Source organism: Streptomyces sp. NPDC039424 (genome assembly GCF_055639495.1).
In genome coordinates this window covers 21,449-38,960 of the sequence record NZ_JBVKAI010000036.1, presented here as the reverse complement: position 1 = coordinate 38,960, position 17,512 = coordinate 21,449, and the positions used below count along the sequence as shown (strand labels likewise).

22 protein-coding genes and 5 pseudogenes are annotated in these 17,512 nt (G+C 68.4%); 12 read left to right on the top strand and 15 right to left on the bottom strand.

All coding sequences use genetic code 11. The features are described from left to right. Positions 1-91 (top strand): annotated as a pseudogene (locus tag ACZ7L0_RS42895) (IS5/IS1182 family transposase); the annotation flags it as partial. 449 nt (positions 92-540) lie between these two features. On the opposite strand, the gene ACZ7L0_RS42890 reads toward ACZ7L0_RS42895, so the two are convergent. The 7 genes from ACZ7L0_RS42890 to ACZ7L0_RS42860 all read right to left on the bottom strand — a co-directional run bounded on the left by ACZ7L0_RS42890 (position 541) and on the right by ACZ7L0_RS42860 (position 5,761). After that, positions 541-720 (bottom strand): hypothetical protein, encoded by a 180-nt coding sequence (locus ACZ7L0_RS42890; protein WP_471248013.1) that lies wholly within the window; start codon positions 718-720, stop codon positions 541-543. A 170-nt stretch (positions 721-890) separates the two neighbouring features. After that, the gene (locus tag ACZ7L0_RS42885; RefSeq protein WP_471248012.1) at positions 891-1,544 is read right to left on the bottom strand and encodes a hypothetical protein; all 654 of its coding nucleotides are present in this window, start codon (positions 1,542-1,544) and stop codon (positions 891-893) included. A 217-nt stretch (positions 1,545-1,761) separates the two neighbouring features. Continuing rightward, entirely contained in the window at positions 1,762-1,974 is a 213-nt protein-coding gene (locus tag ACZ7L0_RS42880) for a hypothetical protein (protein ID WP_471248011.1), read from the bottom strand. A gap of 851 nt (positions 1,975-2,825) precedes the next feature. Then, positions 2,826-2,990: a hypothetical protein gene (locus ACZ7L0_RS42875; protein ID WP_471248010.1), complete on the bottom strand. Its 165-nt coding sequence runs from the start codon at positions 2,988-2,990 to the stop codon at positions 2,826-2,828. An 89-nt stretch (positions 2,991-3,079) separates the two neighbouring features. Continuing rightward, positions 3,080-3,913, bottom strand: a complete 834-nt coding sequence (locus ACZ7L0_RS42870; RefSeq protein WP_471248009.1) for a transposase family protein — start codon at positions 3,911-3,913, stop codon at positions 3,080-3,082. Positions 3,914-3,967: 54 nt separating this feature from the next. After that, the gene (locus ACZ7L0_RS42865; protein WP_471248008.1) at positions 3,968-4,471 is read right to left on the bottom strand and encodes a hypothetical protein; all 504 of its coding nucleotides are present in this window, start codon (positions 4,469-4,471) and stop codon (positions 3,968-3,970) included. A 54-nt stretch (positions 4,472-4,525) separates the two neighbouring features. Further along, complete coding sequence (locus tag ACZ7L0_RS42860) at positions 4,526-5,761, bottom strand: transposase (RefSeq protein ID WP_471248019.1); 1,236 nt, start codon at positions 5,759-5,761, stop codon at positions 4,526-4,528. An 831-nt stretch (positions 5,762-6,592) separates the two neighbouring features. On the opposite strand from ACZ7L0_RS42860, the gene ACZ7L0_RS42855 reads away from it, so the two are divergent. After that, on the top strand, positions 6,593-7,348 hold the full coding sequence (locus tag ACZ7L0_RS42855) for a DUF6585 family protein (protein ID WP_471248007.1): 756 nt from the start codon (positions 6,593-6,595) through the stop codon (positions 7,346-7,348). 277 nt (positions 7,349-7,625) lie between these two features. On the opposite strand, the pseudogene ACZ7L0_RS42850 reads toward ACZ7L0_RS42855, so the two are convergent. Further along, positions 7,626-7,724 (bottom strand): annotated as a pseudogene (locus tag ACZ7L0_RS42850) (DUF6233 domain-containing protein); the annotation flags it as partial. A gap of 287 nt (positions 7,725-8,011) precedes the next feature. Here ACZ7L0_RS42850 and ACZ7L0_RS42845 point away from each other — a divergent pair. The 4 genes from ACZ7L0_RS42845 to ACZ7L0_RS42830 are packed head-to-tail and all read left to right on the top strand — an operon-like array spanning position 8,012 to position 8,997. Next, positions 8,012-8,113, top strand: a complete 102-nt coding sequence (locus ACZ7L0_RS42845; protein WP_471248018.1) for a hypothetical protein — start codon at positions 8,012-8,014, stop codon at positions 8,111-8,113. After that, positions 8,110-8,430, top strand: coding sequence for a hypothetical protein (locus tag ACZ7L0_RS42840; protein ID WP_471248006.1), 321 nt, complete (start codon positions 8,110-8,112; stop codon positions 8,428-8,430). Before ACZ7L0_RS42845 ends, ACZ7L0_RS42840 begins: the two co-directional genes overlap by 4 nt. Then, positions 8,427-8,879 (top strand): hypothetical protein, encoded by a 453-nt coding sequence (locus ACZ7L0_RS42835; RefSeq protein ID WP_471248017.1) that lies wholly within the window; start codon positions 8,427-8,429, stop codon positions 8,877-8,879. Before ACZ7L0_RS42840 ends, ACZ7L0_RS42835 begins: the two co-directional genes overlap by 4 nt. Then, the gene (locus ACZ7L0_RS42830) at positions 8,767-8,997 is read left to right on the top strand and encodes a hypothetical protein (protein ID WP_471248016.1); all 231 of its coding nucleotides are present in this window, start codon (positions 8,767-8,769) and stop codon (positions 8,995-8,997) included. The genes ACZ7L0_RS42835 and ACZ7L0_RS42830 overlap by 113 nt, the downstream gene beginning before the upstream one ends. A gap of 53 nt (positions 8,998-9,050) precedes the next feature. Here the strand turns inward: ACZ7L0_RS42830 and ACZ7L0_RS42825 are convergent, their stop codons facing one another. Further along, positions 9,051-9,608, bottom strand: a complete 558-nt coding sequence (locus ACZ7L0_RS42825) for an SMI1/KNR4 family protein (protein WP_471248005.1) — start codon at positions 9,606-9,608, stop codon at positions 9,051-9,053. 59 nt (positions 9,609-9,667) lie between these two features. On the opposite strand from ACZ7L0_RS42825, the gene ACZ7L0_RS42820 reads away from it, so the two are divergent. Further along, a complete protein-coding gene (locus ACZ7L0_RS42820; RefSeq protein WP_471248004.1) occupies positions 9,668-9,967 on the top strand; it encodes a hypothetical protein in 300 nt (99 codons plus the stop codon). Positions 9,968-10,003: 36 nt separating this feature from the next. Here ACZ7L0_RS42820 and coaD read toward each other — a convergent pair whose 3' ends face one another. Beyond that, complete coding sequence (coaD, locus tag ACZ7L0_RS42815; RefSeq protein WP_471248003.1) at positions 10,004-10,423, bottom strand: pantetheine-phosphate adenylyltransferase; 420 nt, start codon at positions 10,421-10,423, stop codon at positions 10,004-10,006. 445 nt (positions 10,424-10,868) lie between these two features. Between coaD and ACZ7L0_RS42810 the strand changes: the two genes are divergently transcribed. The 3 genes from ACZ7L0_RS42810 (at position 10,869) to ACZ7L0_RS42800 (ending at position 13,296) form a co-directional block, all read left to right on the top strand. Then, the gene (locus ACZ7L0_RS42810) at positions 10,869-11,456 is read left to right on the top strand and encodes a DUF4240 domain-containing protein (RefSeq protein ID WP_471248002.1); all 588 of its coding nucleotides are present in this window, start codon (positions 10,869-10,871) and stop codon (positions 11,454-11,456) included. Between the two features lie 36 nt (positions 11,457-11,492). Next, positions 11,493-11,570, top strand: coding sequence for a Mu transposase domain-containing protein (locus ACZ7L0_RS42805; RefSeq protein WP_471248015.1), 78 nt, complete (start codon positions 11,493-11,495; stop codon positions 11,568-11,570). Positions 11,571-12,357: 787 nt separating this feature from the next. After that, positions 12,358-13,296, top strand: coding sequence for a ketopantoate reductase family protein (locus ACZ7L0_RS42800; protein WP_471248001.1), 939 nt, complete (start codon positions 12,358-12,360; stop codon positions 13,294-13,296). An 84-nt stretch (positions 13,297-13,380) separates the two neighbouring features. Here the strand turns inward: ACZ7L0_RS42800 and ACZ7L0_RS42795 are convergent, their stop codons facing one another. The 4 genes and pseudogenes from ACZ7L0_RS42795 to ACZ7L0_RS42780 form a co-directional block, all read right to left on the bottom strand. Continuing rightward, positions 13,381-13,530 carry a hypothetical protein gene (locus ACZ7L0_RS42795; RefSeq protein ID WP_471248023.1) on the bottom strand — a complete coding sequence of 50 codons (150 nt, stop codon included), beginning with the start codon at positions 13,528-13,530 and terminating at the stop codon, positions 13,381-13,383. A gap of 62 nt (positions 13,531-13,592) precedes the next feature. Then, positions 13,593-13,655: pseudogene (locus tag ACZ7L0_RS42790) on the bottom strand (GNAT family N-acetyltransferase); the annotation flags it as partial. A 35-nt stretch (positions 13,656-13,690) separates the two neighbouring features. Then, the gene (locus tag ACZ7L0_RS42785) at positions 13,691-13,903 is read right to left on the bottom strand and encodes a hypothetical protein (protein ID WP_471248022.1); all 213 of its coding nucleotides are present in this window, start codon (positions 13,901-13,903) and stop codon (positions 13,691-13,693) included. Between the two features lie 575 nt (positions 13,904-14,478). Further along, positions 14,479-15,681 carry an MFS transporter gene (locus ACZ7L0_RS42780; protein ID WP_471248000.1) on the bottom strand — a complete coding sequence of 401 codons (1,203 nt, stop codon included), beginning with the start codon at positions 15,679-15,681 and terminating at the stop codon, positions 14,479-14,481. Between the two features lie 31 nt (positions 15,682-15,712). On the opposite strand from ACZ7L0_RS42780, the pseudogene ACZ7L0_RS42775 reads away from it, so the two are divergent. Beyond that, a pseudogene (locus tag ACZ7L0_RS42775) lies at positions 15,713-15,922 on the top strand (lamin tail domain-containing protein); the annotation flags it as partial. Positions 15,923-16,203: 281 nt separating this feature from the next. Here ACZ7L0_RS42775 and ACZ7L0_RS42770 read toward each other — a convergent pair. Further along, positions 16,204-16,296: pseudogene (locus ACZ7L0_RS42770) on the bottom strand (DUF6207 family protein); the annotation flags it as partial. Between the two features lie 49 nt (positions 16,297-16,345). On the opposite strand from ACZ7L0_RS42770, the gene ku reads away from it, so the two are divergent. Then, positions 16,346-17,230: a non-homologous end joining protein Ku gene (ku, locus tag ACZ7L0_RS42765; protein WP_471247999.1), complete on the top strand. Its 885-nt coding sequence runs from the start codon at positions 16,346-16,348 to the stop codon at positions 17,228-17,230. Positions 17,231-17,512 lie beyond the last annotated feature (282 nt).

The window sequence follows — 17,512 nt, the reverse complement described above, 5'->3', positions numbered from 1 at the left end:
CTACGAGTGCCACCCCCGCAACTACCTGGCCTTTCTCGGCCTCGCTGCAGCCCTCTGCTGCTACAAACGCTTCCTCAAACTGACCATGTAGGACACGGTGTAAGGCGTACCAGTGCGGATTGTCTCGACGCCCTAGCCATTGACGCAAGGGGGTCTGCACACTCGGAATTCACCAACTCAGCGGCCACCAGGCACCTCTAGCCTCGCGAGCATCGTGAGGACGCCTGGCCGGACCGCCGCTCTCGCGGCGGATAGGACGACAACAGTGCTGACGCCCTCGAACCATGATGGCCCCCGTCATCCCCTCCACCGCAAGCCGCGCCTCAAGTCCATCCTCATCGGTGTTGTCGTGGTGGGAGGGGCCGCGGTCCTCCCGCCGGACTACGTGAACGCGTGAACGCCGTCGCTCAGGCGGTCGGCGCCGCTGTCGCCTCGACGGTGGTGCTGCGAGGCACCCGGGAGGACAGGCTGATGCTCGGCTGACCCTGTGCAGGAGAAAGGCCCCCCGGGGCGGGGGGCCTTCGCGTGTTCGTCGTCGGCCTACTTCGCGATCGCCGACGGTCCACTCGGGGGGATCTCGCGGATGGTGCTTCCGGCGTAGCGCTTGCCGGCGGTCTCGGCGGTCGGCTTGCTGCCCGAGGAGAACACCACCTTCTCCTTGCCGTCGGTGGTCACGACGACCTCGAAGCGGGCCTTGCCCTTCTGGCAGTTGCACGGCATCTCAGATCATTCCGTTCTGTGTGGCGGCGGTGGAGGTGGCGGGCTGCTCGGCGACGAGGGCGGCCATGGCCTCGATCTCGGCGCGGCGTTCGTCCTGGCGGCGGGTCACCGCGTCGGTGAGCAGGTCGACGAGGGGCCCGCCGGCGAGGGCTGCGGTGAGGGCCTCGACGTCACCGTCGCCACCGGCGCGGCCGGGGCGTCCGGACGCTGTCCTGATGCCATGTCCGGACGCTGTCCACGATCGGCGCGGGACTGCCGGTCGCGTCGCGGGCCGCGCCTAGCGTGGCCGTGTTCCAGGCCCGGCCGGCTTCGGTGCGGGCGATGCTCTCCTCGCGCATCTCGCCGAGCTGCGCGCCTTCGCGGGCGAAGGCTTCACGGAGGCGGGCGCGGAGTTGCTCGATGTCCTCCCCCGCGTCGACGCCTGCGGCCAGCTCGTCGCGGGCGACCTCGGCGAGGCGGTCGCCGACGGCGCGCAGCAGGTGCTCGGTGACGTCGACGTACTCGCTCATGGCAGGGGGCAGGTCGTGGTCGTCGTCGTACCGGCCCGGGAGGTCCTCCCACTCGCGCGGCAGCTCGCTGTCCGTGGCTTGGGCGGTGTGGTCGGCGGCCTGCTCGGAGACGCGGAGGAGGCGGCGCACGATGCGCGGCATGCGGTCCGTGAACATCCGGGCGATACGCGAGACGGAGAACCGCGCGGCGACCAGCTCGGTGGCGTCGGCGAGCTGCTGGGCGAACTCCTCGGCGACCTCTGCGAGGACGGCCGACACCTCTTCGGCAACAGTCTCCTCGGCGTCCTCCAGGAGCTGGGGCAGGTCCTCATCCACCGGCGCTCACCGCCTCCGCTTCGAGGCTGGGATGCGGCATCCGGTCGGGGGCGGACGCTTCGCCGACCGTCTTGTTGTCGCGGGTCCGCCAGGCCAGAGTTCTTCCCATGCTTCGCGGCCGGGGCAGCGGGAGCACCAGCCGAACGCGCGGTGTCCGGCGCGGGAGTGGCCGGGCGGGGCGACGTGGAGCTTCGGCGGCTCCGTGGTCATCGGCTCGTCAGTCGCGTCCCGCATCGTTGGTCTCCTCGCTGCTCACGTTGGGGCACGGCCCGGGGACAGGGCCGATGTAGACGGTGGCCGGGCCGCTCGGGACGAGAGGGCCGGCCAGGCCGTCGAAGCGGATGCCGGTGACGTCGAGGCGGGTCATCTCGACCACGCGCAGGCCGTCGCAGTCGGGGCAGAGGTCGAGGTCGTGACGGCAGTCAGCCACGGTCGTCCTCCTGGTCGTCGCAGATCTCGCACGCGGTCCAGGTGCCGACGACGGACACTCCGTCCGCCGTGAGCATGAGGATGTCGCCGGTGACACGGGTCCGGGCTTTGCAGGTGGCGCACCAGTCCTCGCGGGCTGGGCCCAGGTCGACGTGGACAGCCAGGGGCGGCGGGGGTTTCGGCCACGGTGCTGCTCCCTCGCTGGCCGGTCATGCCGCCAGCCCTACGCAGGAGGTCACGACGGCGGGCACGACGTCGTAGGAGTGCTCGACGCCGGCGGCGATGAGTTCGCGGGCGTACCCGTCGAGCGCCGCGGTGAGACAGGCTGCGTCGAGGTCGTAGCGCTTGGCGATCTCGGGGACACGGGTCCATGCGCCGTCGAGGAGGCGGAACTGCTCGACCTGGCCGGGCTCGACGCGGATCTCGGTGTGGAGGGCGGCGGCTTGGATCTCGCGGGCGCGGGAGCGCTCGCTGCGGGGGGCAGGCGGGGGTGCGGATCAGCTTGTCCCCGGCGGAGGACAGGGCGGCCCAGATCAGGCCGTCTGCGGCGGCGAGGAGTCCGGAGCTGAGGGCGGGGCGGGCGGAGGCGGGCAAGGTGTCGGGCTCCTCCTGGGTCTCGTCGACCGGCAGGTCGGGCTTCGGCCTCGGCGCGCTGTCGTCCTCCTCCTGGCCCTGGTCCTGCTGGTCGTCGGTAGGCTGCGGCTTGCGGGCTTCCTGCTCCTCCGGGGTGGGGGCGTCGGACTCTTCGAAGCCGGTCTCATGTCGCAGGGCCTCGGCGCTGATGACGCCTCGGTCGTACGCCTGCAGAGCGGTCTCGGAGCGGTTGGTGCGCACGCGCAGGCCGGCGGTGTCCTACCAGACGAGCCAGCGGTGCCAGTCGTCGATGCCCTCAGACTGGAGGAGAGGGCGCAGCCACTGCTGTGTGAGGGCGTACGACACGGTCTGGAGCTTCGACTCGATGCCCATGCGGATCGCCTCGGAGGTGAGCATCCAGGCGCCCCAGTGAGCTTCCGCCAACTTGAATCCGCAGGTGAAAGGGCTGGTGTGACCGGCTTCCGGGGTACTCACGCTGGTCGTCGGCGACTGCCTGCGAAGTAGATCGTTTGTCAGCGGTTGACTTCGAGGTTCGTCAGAACGAGCAGGGCGCGCAAGAGGTGGGTGGCGCGAGCGGGATCGGTGCGGAGCTTGGTGAGGATCCGCCAGTTTTTGAGGTGAGCGAAGCCGTGCTCGACCGGTGCGCGTCCGACGGCGAGGACCCGGTTGGCGGTCTTCTGTCCGGGAGTGAGCTTGTGGACGCGGCTGGCGTGGAAGCCGGTGACGATCACGGGATCCAGTACGTCGTTGTCCAGGCCGCGGAAGCCGAGGTCCGCCAGGGCCCCAAGGCCGGCGGCGCGCAGGTGGGCCAGGACGTGATCCTGACGGGCAGCGGTGTTGTCGTGGGTGCGGCCGGGCCGGGCGGCGGATATCCAGATCAGTCGGCCCCGCTCGTCGGTCAGGGCGAGGAAGTGCAGGCCGTGATGGTGGTGTTTGCCGGAGTAGTTCCGCCGATCAGCCTTCCCGGTGCGGCGCTGTGTGGCGATGAGGGTGCCGTCGATCAGGACCACCTCCCCGCCCTGCCTGGCGACCTTCTTCAAGGCCCGGTCCAGGCGCGGGGCCTGCGCAGCGAGCAGGGCGATCAGTTCGTCGCGCCAGCGGCGGACGGTGGATTCGGACACGTTGTTGCCGCCGGCCATGTCGGCCAGGCGCTGGTCGTGGCGCAGCATGGCCAGGACGATCACTGCGATCCTCCCGGGCGGGAGGATCCGCCACCTGGACCGTATTGCCTTCAGGCGGCGTCGCAGCAGGTCGGCGAGGTGGTTAACGGTGTGCGTGGACAGCGGCAGACGGCACTGGTAGGCAAGCGGGCAAGTGTCCTCGGCGTGCTCTTCGGTTCTCGTCATACAGTTCCAACGGCCGCCGGGGGCACTGCGGTTACGTTCATGCCACGGCGTCGGTCAGGACGTAGGCCAGATGAGATCACCGAGAGTCTGCCCGGGCCCAGGGACAGCATCAGCGGCAGCACGGATCATCATGGCGGCCTCTTGCACGAGCCGCTCCAGCGACAGAGTGCTGCGAGGCGTAACGGAATAGGACATGAGGCGCAACTGCTCGATCCAGCGGGCGTCCTGGTCGGCCAGTGTGGCAGGCAGGGTGGCGAAGAGTTCGTGCCGGGGCCGTGTCCGGAGGGACTCGGCTATCGAGTGAAGACCGAGGCGCCCCAATGCCACGCGTGGCGTGTTGGCATCGTTCCATGCGTGGTCTCGGACAGCGGCGTGGACACCGAGCAGGATGAGGGTCTCCGTAAGAGCCTGGCCTGTTGACGGCTCGATCTCCCAGACGGCAAAGCGTTCTTGCTGCTCGTCTCGGAGGTCGGGCGCCTGGTCGACCGTGGCGATGAGCCGACCGGTTGCTTCCTTCGACAGTGACCAGTGGGTCGCGTCGGCCTCAGCAGGGTTCATTGGGGCATTGTGCACGGGCGCCGGTGGATCGGGGCCCGTGCAGAAGAGCCATTCTCAGACGCACCTCAGGTACAGGACGTCGCTCTGGGCGTTGCCGGAGTCGTGGCTTGAGCCGTACACGATGGTGCCGGTCGTGATGATCTTGTAGCCGTACTTGGGGTAGCTGCTGCTCTCATGGCATCGCTGGCTGGAGGAATCAGTGCGGCGGGGCGGCGGACAGGAGGTGGTCCTGCCCGGCGCGCCTGCCGGGGCCCACTGCTGCGGGCCGGGCATCCAGATCCACAGTTCCGGCTCGGTAGTGCAGGTATCCGGCTTATGCGGCGTGCACTTGTCGATCCCACCGACTCCGGTGACCACTCCACCGCTGTAGTTCGGTTTCTGTGCGATGAGCTGTTCGGAAGGGTGAGTGGAGACCAGGAGCCGGGCGCGGGGTCTGGCACCGCATGAGTTCCGGGGTTTTCGTGAGAAGCAGAGCGTGGTGGGGGCGCGCGGGCAGACGGTTGGGGACCACGGTGAAGGCGCTCGCTGTGCCGTCTGCGGCAGTCTGCCGGGCGGGAGATCTCCGCTTTCCCGCCGCGTCACCTCCGCCCCGGCCTCGGTCACAGAGCGGTGGTAGTTCTGCAGCCACACCATGCGCAGGACCTGCACCGCCGGGAGCTCACGCAGCCAAGCCGGCGCGTCAGGGGCGTGCACCGCCTCCAGCAGCGCGAACCCGTCCCGGCCGTAGACCAGGGCCATCTCCTTGCGCTTGGCCTCGGTGGCGGGCGGGTGCCAGGAGTGGATCCGCGGGCCGTAGCGTTCGGCCCATTCCCGAACGGGCACCGCCTGGGTCAGCCAGTCCGGGGCCGCGCAGACCAGCGCCTCCAGCGCGGCTCGCAGCGTCTCCCCGGCCAGCTCCAGCCTGTTCAGATCGCGTACCGCCGCCAGCACGCGGGTGGAGTCAGTGCGCTGCCTGCCTCCCGCCTTCACCAGGCCCCGGTCCTTGAGCGCGGTCAGCAGCAGGTCGAGCACCTTCTCCTCCATCCCGTGCTCAACCAACCGCGTGCGGAACTCGGACAGCACCGATGCGTCGAACCCGGGATCATCCAGCTCCAGGCCGAGCGCGTATTTCAGGTCCATGCCGTACCGCACCCGATGCGCTGCCGCCCGGTCGGTGAGGTTCTCGGCGAACTGCAACACAGTCACCAGCGCGAGCTGGCCCGGTGACCAGCCTGGACGTCCTCTGGCTTCGAACGCCTCGGCGAACTCGGCGTCCGCGAACAACTCGCCCAGCTCGTCACGGACCCGCATCGCCAACGGGTACGGGCCCCGTGCCGCCACCGCCCGCGCCACCTGCGCGGTCAGCTCAGGCACCTTCGGCCACGGCCTCGGCTGCATCGACATTCCACACCCCACCCGCGACCGGGAACGCCAAGACGGCCGCTGCTGTCCTGACCAACGAGCCGTCAGCCCCGCTGGGCACGGAATAAGCCAGCAAGATCGTCACCAGCCGCAAACAGCCGTGATCAGTCCTTGGGGCCTGCAGGTGGGGGCCGTCCAGTCATGACGGCCCCCAGCCGCCCGGCATCATGACACTCCGGTCCGCAAATCCAGTCCGGGCGGGGGCGGAAGCAGTCCTCGTATCCCGAGCCCCGCTTGCAACCGTGGCTCTCCGAGCCTTGTCTCCGTCTTCATGACAGCCAACCGACGGCCGCGATCAGCCCCAGATGACCGGGAGCTGCGCCTGTGGAATGTCCGCCGTGCCCTGGCCCTCACCTTCGTCGCCGCAGTCCTGGCCGGGGGAGGGGCACGGGAGTTCGGGGACCTTCCCCCAATCCGGTGATCCCGGTCCGACGTGCGCGGTGCGGTGGTCCTCCGGACAGATTCGTGTCCGGCTGCCTCCGGATCGGGGACAGCAGCGTCGTGTTCCCAACAGCGCTCCGCAGGCAACGCGGAAGCTGCGCGGGCCGCTCCTCATCTGGGCCGCAGACGCGCTGCTCAGGCGAGCGAGACGAAATCAGTTCCTCCGGGGTGGCGTGCCGGCTCCGGTGCCCGCGAGAGACCCCCAATGTGTGCCGCCGTTGGGGCCGACCGCACAATGGTCACCGAATTTCTGAAACACCACGGTAGGGAGCACGACTCATGGTAGTATCCGCCGCTCAGCGGGACCCCGAGAAGACATCAGCCCTCCAGGCGGCAACTCTGGGGACCGAAGGGCTCGGGCAGCTGCGTGAGACGTTCCTGCCGCAGCGTGTCGGCCCTGTGCGCCTGGCCACCCTTCTCCTCATGGGGACCGTTTCCCTGATCCTTCCTCCTCTGGGCGCGTACTTCCTCTGGCTGGCTGCCCAGACGCCCAATCTCTCGCGCAAGCAGGCTGCCCGCCGACTGCACCTCTTCGAGCATGGCCTGGCCGAGGTGGGGAAAAACGGCGAGGTGTCCGTTTTCCGCTGGGACACGGTGACGGTGCTCCAGGAGATCACCGAGCGGTACGCAAACGGCGTATACGTCGGCACCACCTACGTCTACACGCTGTATCGCGAAGACGGTACGACGCTCAAGGTGACCGGCTTCTACGCCCAGCCCGAGCGCTGGGGCCCGGCGTTGCAGCAGGAGATCACCCGGGCACAGCTCCCCGGGCTGCTCGCCGGGCTGGAGCAGGGCGGTACCCTGACCTACGGGGAGCTCTCGGTGAACCTGGGCGGTGTAGCCACCTCAAAGGACAGCCTGCCGTGGCCTCAGATCGAGAAGGCCGAGTTCTCGCAGGGAGTGCTGGTGCTGCGCAAGGCCGGCAAGAAGCTGCCCTGGGCAAGGGTCCCGGTCAAGAAGATCCCGAACCTCTTCCTCTTCGTTGCTCTTGTGGAGCAGCTCCGATTCGGCGGGCCGCGCCAGGACGCCTGACCGCTGGAGCGCGGTCGGAGGGAAAGGCATCGGGCGACAGTCGCCGATGCAGGGCGCTCCTCATCTGCCGCACAGCGGTTTCGCGCCATTGATCATCCTGGATGAACGTGTCCGCCCCGCCCGGTAATCCTGGGGGCACCACCGCGGTCACCGTCACTGACCCCCGTAGCCGACGGTAGATGACGCCGGCCGGTGAAGCCGGCGCCCGGGGGGGGGTCATCGCGCATGGATGGCCCACCCTCTCTGCGCGGGGCGAGAAGTGTCGGCGCACCTGGAGCTACTGGAAAATGCCGAGGGCTGCGTCGGGGCGGCAGTGCACGCGCGCCCGGACCTGCTGGTGCAGGGCTTCGAGCACCTGTTGCCGGGTGGCCGGGCGGCACCTGCCGCTCCTGCGTACCGCCGCCGCGGCTGCCGTGCTCGCCGCTCTCCTCGTTCCGACTGCCGGGACGGTGCATCACGAATGGCGGGGATTCGGGGAGTGCTTCGACTCAGGACCTGCGGTACTCATCGCCCATGCCATATCTGGTCCTCAGATTGCCACCTCTTCGCGAAGAGGCAGCGTGGGCCCTGTGCAGTCGCTACACATGCCCCAAGCTTGAGTGGTAACCAGAGCAATCCAACGAGCCTGACGCGGTGGGTGGTTGATGACCCACCGCACGTGCCATCGGTCATCTCTCCGTACCTCAGCCTTGGGCGAGACGAGCCAGCTCTGGAACCGCTCGCCATGATCAGCTCCCTTCGGCCTGCGGTCAGGGTTTTGGATGATTACGAAGATCGTGAAATCGGTTGGCAGGGGCTTGACCGTGCCATCGAACTCGTACACCTTCCCGCCGCCCGGGGCAGGGGTCTCAGTCCACGATGTGATGGAGACTGTGGTGGGTTCGGCAGGTGCAAATTTGGCCGAGGTGACAGCTGAAGGTTGCCTGTCGTGCTGGTCGCCGCCAGATGATCCCCCCGTGGCGGTGAGCCAAGCAGCGACGACGCTGGCGATCGCCGTGATCACGGCGATGATCTCTGCCGGCGACGCGGCCGGTGGCGCCTACGGCAAGCTTCTGATCAACGCGCTCGCCGCGCCGGCCTGACCGATGCCGGCGGCGAACCGCTCGTCTTCTCCCCACACGACTTCCGCAGAATCTTCGTGACCGACGCCATCATGAACGGTCTGCCACCGCACATCGCTCAAGTGATCTGCGAGCATCGAAGTCTCGACACGACAATGGGCTACAAGGCGATCTACCCGGCCGAGGCCATCGAGGCCCATCGCGCCTTCATCGCCCGCCGCAGAGCCACCCGGCCCAGCGATGAGTATCGAACCCCCACCGAGGAGGAAAGAGACGCATTCCTGGCGCACTTCGAGAAGCGCAAGGTCTCCATCGGCACCTGCGCTCGTGCCTTTTCAAGCCCTTGTGTTCATGAACATGCTTGCGTTCGTTGCTCGCTCCTCCGGCCAGACCCGGCCCAGCATGGAGGAGATCCGCAACAACCTCATTGCCCGCATCGCCGAGGCCGAGCGCGAAGGCTGGCTGGGTGAGGTTGAAGGGCTCCGTGTCAGCCTGGCCGGAGCGGAAGACAAACTCGCGCAGATCGCCAGACGCGCCGCCAGTGCGTCGGTCGCCCTCCCGATGCCGACGCTCCGAAGGGAGCTGTGAGCATGCCCGGGATGACGGCGCCTGCGCCAACGGGGCGAAGCGTTGCCATTTCGCTATGCACTGGACGACAGCCGGCCTGCGGCCTGCTCCCATGGCTGAGGCTCGACCAGGTCGTCCCTGTCGAAGGCGTCCTCCTCGAACCAGCCCGTCCCCGCGAGCCATGTCTCCAGCCACGCTGCGAGGCTGGCGGAGTCGAGGAACCAACACTGCTCCCACGATCCGCCGCTATACGGGTTCGGCTCGAAGAGCAGGACCTGACCGTCCTCACTGAAACAATCAACGCCTGCATACATGGCACAGCCCCAGGTCAGGATCGGTACGACGCCTTCGGGCCACTCCGGGTGCTCCACTCCAATGGACGCCTCACGTCGCGTCAGGTATTCGCCAACGACGCTGGAGCCCGAACCAAGCAGTGGCAGCAGTCGGTAGTCAGGGCCGAAGCCGCCGTCAGCGACCTCGCGATACAGGCGCGCAAGTAGGGGATGCAGCGCGATGCCCAGTTGCCGCTCGGCCTCCACAATCTCGGCATCGTCGACAGGCTCGGGAAGGTCCTTGCTGTCCGCTCCGGCCTGGATGGCAACACGTTGCACGAGGTCATCAATGTCGGTCATGGCCGTGATGCTGTCAGAGCCCACTGACATGTCGGCGGCCAGAGCCGCCGGGCGGACAGGTGGGCGACAGGAAGTTCAGAGAAGCTTGTGTCAGATGCTCGCTCCTCCGGCCTGATCCAGCCCAACGGTCACGGCTTACCGACATCCGCGACAACCTGATCGCCCGGATCGACGAGGCCGAGCGCGAGGGCTGGCTCGGTGAGGTCGAAGGACTCCAGGTCAGTCTGGCCGGTGCTGGAGAGAAACTCGCCCAGCTCGACCGACTCCCCACAAGTCGCAGTGTCGTCGATCTCGGCCTCCCCACCATCACCGAGACCGGCTCCACCACCCGGCAGCCCCCTCCAACCGCCGCCGAATGACGCCACCCCGCCCCACGGACAGCATGGCGGCCAAGTTCAGAGACGGTCCTGTTGACTCATCGCGGTGACGAGGGTGGAGGAGATGTGGGCCAGGGCGGCGTCTGCAGCGATGAAGAACGTTTCGACTCCGGCCAGTTCGTGGTTCATGCGGGCCATCGGCATTTCGTAGTCCAGGTCGGAAACGCCGCGGACTCCGCGGATGACGACATCGATTCCGACTCGGCTGCAGTAGTCGACCAGCAGGCCGCCGGTGTGGGAGTCGACCGTGACGTTACTCAGGTCAGTTGCTGCCGCGCGGAGCCGGTCCAGCCGTTCCATGACGGGGAAGCGTCCGGTCTTGTTCGAATTGAACATCACGCACACGACGACCTCGTCGAACAGGAGGGCAGCGCGCCGGAGTATGTCCCGGTGCCCTTCAGTGACCGGGTCGAAGGATCCTGGGAAGAGGGCTCGCATGATCGGAAAGAGTAACCGGCCGCCCGGTAGTGAGGTGCCAGGGCAGCCAAATCACCAAGATCAAGCGTGACAGGGAGAAGAACGTCTAGCGGGACGGGACAACCGCAACGTCACAGTCGCTCACCGCCACGCCGGACACGGTCTTAGTTCAGAGAAGCCTGCTTGCGATGCTCGATGCACTGGCCCGACCCGGCCCAACGGTCACGGCTTACCGACATCCGCGACAACATCATCACCCGGATCGCCGAGGCCGAACGCGAGGGCTGGCCCGGTGAGGTCGAAGGGCTACAGATCACCCTCTCGGGAGCGAACGACAAGCTCGCCCAGATCGACCGGCGGGCCCCGCGATCCGTCGACCTGCCTATGCCCACTGTCACGCCTCCGCGTCCCAGCGGCACGATCGACCCCCGGAACCGGTTGTCAGTACCGGTGAGAAGGTGCGGCCATGAACATCGACGACGTCTGGACCGTCATCGAAACAGCACGCACCGACGCCGCCTCGACCTCCGGCGACCCGGGCCCAGCGTTCGCATCGGCCCTCGTCGAGCGGCTTGCGGCGACGTCGAAGCAGACGATCCTCGAATACCAGCAGTGCTTCGATCAGCTCCACGGGGCGATATACCGCTGGGACATGTGGGCAGCCGGCTATCTCATCGGCGGAGGCTGCTCCGACGACGGTTTCATGGACTTCCGCGCTGGACTCATCGCCCAGGGCCGGGATTGGTACGACCGGGCAGCCACCGCACCCGACGTTCTCGCCCAGCATCCAGACGTCATCGCTGCGGCAGACGAAGGCTGTGACGAGGCGCTGTTCAATGAAACAGTCAACTACGCGGCCTCCTACGCCTACGAGCGCATCAACGGCGACGAGGACGACTGCACCTTCTATGACGACTACGACCAGTTCTGCGGAACCCGAACCGACCACAAACCGGCCGATATGGGCGAAAGCTTCGACTTCAACGACGCCTCAGAGATGCACGCCCGCCTTCCCCGACTGGCCCAACTCTTCCTCGACCACAGCGACAACTGAGTACGCGGGCCCCTCACCACCAAGTTCAGAGAACAGATCAGCGTCCGCACCAACCGCTACTCAGTGCCGGTCCGGCTGATCGGCCGGAACGTCCGAGCGATGCTGCACGGCTGATCGCCAAAGGCGGCACCCGCCTCGAACTGCACCACTACCTGGAGGCTCTCGTCCGCAAGCCCGGCGCCCTCCCCGGGCGTAACTGCACTCGACCAGGCACGGTCCGCGGGCCGGTTCACTCCCGTCCACGACGCTTGGCGGGACGCTGCCGTCAAGGCCCACGGTGAGCGGGACGGCACTCGCGCGCTCATCGAGGTCCTCCTCCTCGGCCGGCATCCTGCAGCTGGGTCAGCAGTTGGGGCCAGGTGCCGTCGCGTTGCCAGCGCCTTGAGTGCCCGGCACTGGTGTGGAGCAGCGCTCGCTCTTCGCCGACCTAGTCGACGGGACGACATCCATGAGGCCTTTCTCGGCATTGCGACCTGTCTGACTGCCCACCGACACATCCGACGCCATTGTCGGTGGACACAACCGAATACCTCGCGTTCCAGAGTGGCGCCGGGAGCGGTCGGCGAGAAGTGCGTCGGGCCGGTGTCTGGTCGGCCGACGACGCCGGCAACCGCGTGGATGGCTGCGTAGGCGGGCGACGGCACTCAGGTTTCCGGCCCGGCATACCGCCACGAGAATTCGCAGGTCATCGAAGGTCACGGGCATGAAGCCAAGGTAGGTTCCCCCCGTGCCCAAGGTTTTCCTTGGAGGTTGGAAGAAAACCCGAGGATTGACTCGCCTATCGAGTCCTACCGATGATCATCTCGGGCCCAAGGCGGCAACCCGTCCCGCTCCTCCTGCCGCGTCCGGACAAGGCTGAGGCGGCGGGACGGGTGTCGACCCGACGAACTGAGAGGACCCCATGTCCCCCCTGTCCCACACCGCACCACTCACGAGCGACTCCACTCTCGTCCCGCCCCGTTCGACGGTGGCTGTGCTCGGCCCCGGCGGGATCGGCGGCCTGCTCGCCGCGCTGCTCTCACGCGCGGGGCACCGTGTCATCTGCATCGCCGGCGAGGAAACCGCACGCACCCTGCGCAGCGGCGGCATCCACGTCTCCAGTGGTCAATTCGGCGACTTCGCCACCGAAGTCGAGGCAGACACCGAGCTGCGCGAGCCCGTGGACGTCTGCCTGGTGACGGTCAAGCAGACCGCCCTCGGCGCGGCACTCGACCGTGTCCCGCCCCACCTCATCGACGACGGCCTCGTCGTGCCCCTGCTCAACGGCATCGAGCACGTCAGCCTGTTGCGGGCACGCTACGGCGCCGGGAGAGTGGTACCGGCTGTGATCCGCGTCGAGTCCACCCGTACCGCCCCGGGCGTCATCGAACACGGCAGCCCGTTTCTGGACATCGACCTGGCCGTCCAGCATGAGCCCGCCGTTCCGATCGCCGAACTGCTCACCGGAATCGGCGCGAACACCCGCGTCGTCCCGGACGAGAACTCTGTGCTGTGGGGCAAGCTGGCCTTCCTGGCACCCTTCGCGCTCCTCACCACCCGCTACCGCCTGCCGATCGGCACTATCCGGTCCGAGCGACGCGACGAGCTGGCGGCGCTGGTCGCGGAGACCACCGCTGTCAGCAGGGCCTGCGGTGGGCCGACGGACGTCAGCCAGATCATGACGCGCTACGACGCTTTCCCAGCCGACAGCAAATCGTCAATGCAACGCGACGCCGAAGCGGGCCGACCGCTGGAACTCGACGCGATCGGCGGCGCCTTGCTCCGGGCGGCAGAACGGCACGGCGTCCATGCGCCGCTCACGACACGTCTGATGACCGAACTGGCCGCCACTGAGGCGTAGGACGCGAGGAAGGCACGAGCCTCCCGGCCATCCGCAACGGGTGGCCGGGGCCGGCGGGGATGGTCCGTCGCCGGCCAGCACAGTCTATGCCTGGCGGAGTTCCGGCACCGTGGTCATCCGGTAGCGAGCCAGCTCACCACCGTCCTCAGCGGGCACGGTCTCGAACCTGTCGAAGCCGGCCTTTTCCAGGACGCGGACGGAGGCCGGGTTCGACAGTGCGACGCCGGCGACCACGTGCTGAGGGCGAACGCGGCGAGTGCCGTGGCGGCCTCGGTGGCGTAGCCGCAGCCCTGATGGGAGGCGACGACGCCGTAGCTGAGCTCGAGGACGCCGTCGGAGGGCGGCCAGAACAGGCCGATCGAACCGGCGACGAGGCCGGTGCGCCGTTCGGTGATCAGCCGGTGGCCATATGCGCCGAGCCAGTCACGGTTCGTTTCGAGAAGCCCTGCGATGACGCGGTCGCCGTCGGCGGGAAAGTCCGCGGCCCAGTGGGCCGGCGGCGGTCGACACCGGTGAGGACGGCACCGACGGCCTCGGCCGTCCACGTGGTCAGCACCAGCCGCTCGGTGGTGAGTTCGGTAAGGTCGTTCGAGAGTGCGAAACGCACGCTTGTCTCCAGATCGTTCGGAACGACCGGGCCGCGTCGCGTCAGCGCGCGGACCGGAGAAGGGCATGACGAGGAAGGCCGGTGACGGCCATGCGAGCCCCTGTGTGCCCTGATCAGTGGAGGCAAGCTGTACCTCATGCCGCGCGTCCCTCTTACCGGGCAGAACAAGCGGCACGCCCAGTCGGCACCTGCCGCCCGTACACCCTTCGGACTCCTGGCTCGCTGGCGCGCCCGCCACCGCTAGGACGTATGAATCAGCGCGCTCTGGTGATGGCCGCAGGCCGGTCGGTGCCCGGCGCGGGTGGCGGCGCCGTGGACTCATGACGCATCTCTACAAGCGTGCCGGGGCCGAGGTGACCGCCGCGGCCAGCCCGAGGAGCGTGCGCCTTCGGGTGGGGAATCAAGGCGAACCTGCTCGTGGCGTTTGCAGTACGGCCAGATCTGAGCGACGTACTGACCAGTGCCGTTGCCTGCTGCGTGGTGACTCACAGCAGCCAGACGCGGTTCCGAACGTATAGGCTCCGCCTCCGGTCGGGAACGACGAGGCCAAAAAGTCGGCCTCCGCGTTGGCCAGTTCAGGGCGCTTCGCTTTGCCGGGCAGACAGTGTGGGCCCTCCATCACCGCTGTAGGGGTACTCCGCCTGCCCCCGCAATGCGGCCCAGCGGTCGGTCAGCGCCGGCTTGAGGGCGCAGAGCATGCCGACGGCGGTCAAGGCGAAAGCCCACGAGTAGCCGGTGCCTGCGGCGAGCCAGCCGAACGCGGCGGCGCCTGCGCCCATGTCGGCGTCGTACGCGCCGTTCCACAACGCGCTGACGGTGCCGTACCCGGCTACCGGGACGCGCGCGTACATCAGGGTCAGCGTGGCGTTCTGCGTGATCCCGAAGCCGGCCCCGAACAAGCCGGCCCCGATGATGACGGCCGACGCACTGCCCGTCAACGCCATCAGCAGGGTGCCGAGGACCGACAGCAGCAGGCCGGGGACCAGCAGCGCGGTGGTGCCGTGCCGGTCCGAGTACCGCCCGGCGAGGCAACGAGCCGTCGTGGCCGCCGCAGGCTGGACGAACAGCGCCACGGCGATGAGAGTCGTGGCCGACGAGGGAACGGCGAGCGGCAGAAAGGTGACGACGACCCCTGCGGCCATGGCCGTGGCCGCGAACACTCCCGCGGGCCTGAGCAGCTCGGGCCTGCGGAGCCCCTCGGACATGCGGACGGGACGCGCGGCCTCGCTCAGGCGGGCGGGGAGGCCGAGCACTGACGGAATCGCAGCGAGAGCGGCCGTGGCCCCGACCGCGAAGACCACGCTGTGGCCTGCGTACTGGGCCAGCCACACGCCCAGCGGCAGTGTCACCAGCGCGGGCACACCGCCGACGATGCCGACCAGCGCCAGCCCCTCACCGCGCCGTTCGGCCGGGATGAGGGACGCCGTCAACGGGCCACCCGCGACGACGGTGAACGCGAAACCCAGGCCGCGCAACAAGCAGACCAGGAGGATGCACCACGCGTCCTGGGAGAAGACCAGCGCCAGCGTTGGCGCGCCCAGCAGACCCAGGCCGACCCCCAGGACGACGCGGTAGCCGCAACAGTCGGCCAGGGCCGGGGTGGCGATTTCACCGATCACTGTGGCCAGCATCAGGATGCCGGTGGTCAGTCCCGCTTGCCCGCCGCTCCCGCCCTCACCGCCGCTCGTGGCGTAGCCAGGGACCACCGACAGAAGAAGGTAGAAGCTCGTCGAGGCACCCAGGATCGATATGAAGCGCAGCAGCAACGCGTGGGTCACGAGCGGCGGGCGCCGCGCGGGCTCAGAGGGGATCGACGGCCGCTCCACCGTCCGTATCCACACCGGCGAGGGCCGCGACCGCGACACCGACCTCTACCAGGACCGCCGCCACTACGTGTGGAACAACGACTCCGACACCGCCACCCTGCGCAACGACCGCGACCGCTTCGTCGACGACTACTCCTGGGGTCGCCACCACCGCCACGGTGGCGACCACGACCACGGCAGTGCCCGCCACTGACCCCCGGACGGCCCTCCCGGTGAGCGCTGAGAGGTGACAGCGGCTGCCCTGACCCGGCGGCACGCCGAAGCCTCGCGGGAGGCGAGCCGGCGGGTCACGGTACGCGACGCCGGGCAGGGCCGGTCCATCTGAGGCATGACGTGCCCCAGCTCCTGGTGCTCGGGCCCTTCGTTGCGGCACGATCCGCTGCGATCTCCTGCAACTGCCCGCCAGGCTTCCCTCGGGGGAGCCTGGCGGTTCACGCACGGGTGACGTGAGGCTCGGGCGACCCTTCTGCTGTGCTACGCGTTGAGCTCCTGGCGCAGGTCCAGGTAGCAACGCAGCCGTACGCCGGGCTGCCCTGGATCCCGTGTCGTGCGGTCCGCTGTCGCGGTCTGGTGTGGCTAGGCTGGGGGTGCTCGGGGCGTATGGCGGAGGTGTGCGATGCCCCGGACGATCTGGAGTGGTGCGATCGGCTTCGGTCTCGTGACCGTTCCCGTCCATGTGGTGTCCGCTACCGAGGATCATTCGGTGCGCTTCCACCAGTTCCATCTTGCGGATATGTCGAGGGTCAGGGTGCGCAAGGTGTGCGAGCTGGAGGACCGTGAGGTCAGCCAGAGCGAGATCGGCAAGGGCTACGAGCTGACCAGGACGCAGGTCATCCCCATCACGGACGAGGAGCTGCGGAACCTGCCGCTGCCGACCGCGAAGGCCATCGAGATCGAGGCGTTCATGCCGCTGGAGTCGGTGGACCCGCTGCGGATCGGCGAGGGCTACTACCTGCAGCCGGACGGCCAGGTCGCGGCGAAGCCCTACAAGCTGCTGGTACAAGCACTGGGCAGATCGTCGAAGGTGGCGGTGACCAAGTACGCCTGGTCGGGCCGGGAGCGGCTGGGCCTGCTGCGGGTCCGCGAGGGCGTGCTGGTGCTGCATGCGATGCGCTGGCCGGACGAGATCCGTGATCCCTCACAGCTGTACCCGGCGGCCGTCGACGTGGACGAGGGGGAGATCGAGGGCGCGCTGGCGCTGATGGACACGATGTCCCGCGACGATCTCGAGGGCTCTGAGTTCCGCGACGAGTACACCGAGGCCCTGGAGAAGATCATCGAGGCGAAGCGGGCGGAGCAGCCGCTGCCCGAGACACCCCAGCAGGAGACGCAGCCGGGCGCCGTGCTCGACTTGATGTCCGCCCTGAAGGAGAGCGTCGCCAAAGCCGAGGCCTCCCGCGGCCAGGGCCCGGCCGAGGTGCACGAACTGCCGGAGATGACGCCCGCCAAGAAGACTTCTGCGAAGAAGGCGACGTCGCGTAGGCCCCGGCGCAGCGCGTAGCAGCCCTGGCGGGATGAGCATGGAGGTGCGGGTCTCCGTCCCGGGATCCCCCGAGCCGGGGCGGGGATCCGCGTATTCCGGCCGCCAGAGCGGCGTCATGGGCGGGCTGGGAGCGCCGGGTGAACCGGCCCGGCGGGTTGATGTGCTCACGCGTCGCCGCCGTCCACCACCTCAGCCGGCCCCTGGTCGACAACCTACGAAGCAGCGGTCACACTCGCGTCTCTCCTGCTCTGGGCAGATCCGTTTGAAGACGGAACCTAGCGAACTCGGCGAGCCCCCTGG

Excerpts from the sequence above, each read along its gene's own strand:
- ACZ7L0_RS42855 (WP_471248007.1), top strand. The coding sequence starts at position 6,593 with ATGGTAGTATCCGCCGCTCAGCGGGACCCCGAGAAGACATCAGCCCTC.
- coaD (WP_471248003.1), bottom strand. The coding sequence starts at position 10,423 with ATGCGAGCCCTCTTCCCAGGATCCTTCGACCCGGTCACTGAAGGGCAC.
- ACZ7L0_RS42800 (WP_471248001.1), top strand. The coding sequence starts at position 12,358 with ATGTCCCCCCTGTCCCACACCGCACCACTCACGAGCGACTCCACTCTC.
- ACZ7L0_RS42810 (WP_471248002.1), top strand. The coding sequence starts at position 10,869 with ATGAACATCGACGACGTCTGGACCGTCATCGAAACAGCACGCACCGAC.
- ACZ7L0_RS42890 (WP_471248013.1), bottom strand. The coding sequence starts at position 720 with ATGCCGTGCAACTGCCAGAAGGGCAAGGCCCGCTTCGAGGTCGTCGTG.
- ACZ7L0_RS42825 (WP_471248005.1), bottom strand. The coding sequence starts at position 9,608 with ATGACCGACATTGATGACCTCGTGCAACGTGTTGCCATCCAGGCCGGA.
- ACZ7L0_RS42860 (WP_471248019.1), bottom strand. The coding sequence starts at position 5,761 with ATGCGGGTCCGTGACGAGCTGGGCGAGTTGTTCGCGGACGCCGAGTTC.
- ACZ7L0_RS42865 (WP_471248008.1), bottom strand. The coding sequence starts at position 4,471 with ATGAACCCTGCTGAGGCCGACGCGACCCACTGGTCACTGTCGAAGGAA.
- ACZ7L0_RS42840 (WP_471248006.1), top strand. The coding sequence starts at position 8,110 with ATGATTACGAAGATCGTGAAATCGGTTGGCAGGGGCTTGACCGTGCCA.
- ACZ7L0_RS42830 (WP_471248016.1), top strand. The coding sequence starts at position 8,767 with ATGCTTGCGTTCGTTGCTCGCTCCTCCGGCCAGACCCGGCCCAGCATG.
- ku (WP_471247999.1), top strand. The coding sequence starts at position 16,346 with ATGCCCCGGACGATCTGGAGTGGTGCGATCGGCTTCGGTCTCGTGACC.
- ACZ7L0_RS42870 (WP_471248009.1), bottom strand. The coding sequence starts at position 3,913 with ATGACGAGAACCGAAGAGCACGCCGAGGACACTTGCCCGCTTGCCTAC.